This window comes from Prevotella sp. OH937_COT-195, assembly GCF_003932845.1.
Lineage (GTDB): Bacteria > Bacteroidota > Bacteroidia > Bacteroidales > Bacteroidaceae > Prevotella.
Genome location: NZ_RQZH01000223.1, coordinates 1 through 220, shown reverse-complemented (window position 1 = coordinate 220; position 220 = coordinate 1). Strand labels below are relative to the sequence as shown.

The following is a 220-nucleotide window of genomic DNA, read 5'->3' as shown; positions in this document are numbered from 1 at the left end:
TTTGGTCAGGGAACTTGACCGCAACCTTCCCGACAAGAAAGGTTATGAAAAGATGTTTGGACTCTTCCATAAGATCCTTTCTCAAAAACGTAACAGCCACGATAAGATATATTCCCTTCACTAACCCGAAGTACAATGTATCGGCAAAGGCAAGGAACACAAGAAATACGAGTTTGGCAATAAGGTGTCCATTCTTCGCTCATGGTCGGGACTTATTCTT

The 220-nt window shown here is 42.3% G+C and carries 1 pseudogene; it reads left to right on the top strand.

Annotated elements, in window-relative coordinates:
- Positions 1 to 220, top strand: a pseudogene (locus EII32_RS12685) (IS5/IS1182 family transposase); the annotation flags it as partial.